Origin of the sequence: Arthrobacter sp. I3 (assembly GCF_000520575.1) — a bacterium.
Taxonomy (GTDB): domain Bacteria; phylum Actinomycetota; class Actinomycetes; order Actinomycetales; family Micrococcaceae; genus Arthrobacter; species Arthrobacter humicola_A.
Window position 1 is genome coordinate 39,039 of the sequence record NZ_KI914969.1, and the last position, 633, is coordinate 39,671.

General features: G+C 66.5%; 1 protein-coding gene. It reads left to right on the forward strand.

The window, feature by feature from the left end; all coding sequences use genetic code 11:
• The first annotated feature begins 139 nt into the window (after window positions 1–139).
• Window positions 140–478, forward strand: a complete 339-nt coding sequence (locus Y706_RS0121305; protein ID WP_028278165.1) for a hypothetical protein — start codon at window positions 140–142, stop codon at window positions 476–478.
• Window positions 479–633: the final 155 nt, after the last annotated feature.

Sequence of the window (633 nt, forward strand, 5' to 3'; positions counted from 1 at the left end):
GCCGTCGATGCCGTGGTCGAACTCGACCCGGTCAGTATCGACCCCGACCCTGCCCATGCCGAGGCCCTTGAAATGGCCTACCAGGACTACCGCTCCCTCTTCGACGCCGTCGAATCCATCCCGCAGAAAGTGACACGCCATGACGCTCTCGTCTGACCTCGACCGCTACCTCTCCCACCCCCTGGTTGGCCTCGACCAGGTCGTCATCGGCGCCGACGTGCTGGACTCCGTCCACGACATCGTCGCCGCCCTCCCGGCCCATAACAGCATCGCCGTCCTGACCGCCGCCGTCGCCGCCGGCACCTTCGCCAGCCTCGAATCCGCCGTCGATGCCGTGGTCGAACTCGACCCGGTCAGTATCGACCCCGACCCTGCCCATGCCGAGGCCCTTGAAATGGCCTACCAGGACTACCGCTCCCTCTTCGACGCCGTCGAATCCATCCCGCAGAAAGTGACACGCCATGACGCTCTCGTCTGACCTCGACCGCTACCTCTCCCACCCCCTGGTTGGCCTCGACCAGGTCGTCATCGGCGCCGACGTGCTGGACTCCGTCCACGACATCGTCGCCGCCCTCCCGGCCCATAACAGCATCGCCGTCCTGACCGACGAGGACGTCTACACCACCGGCTCGG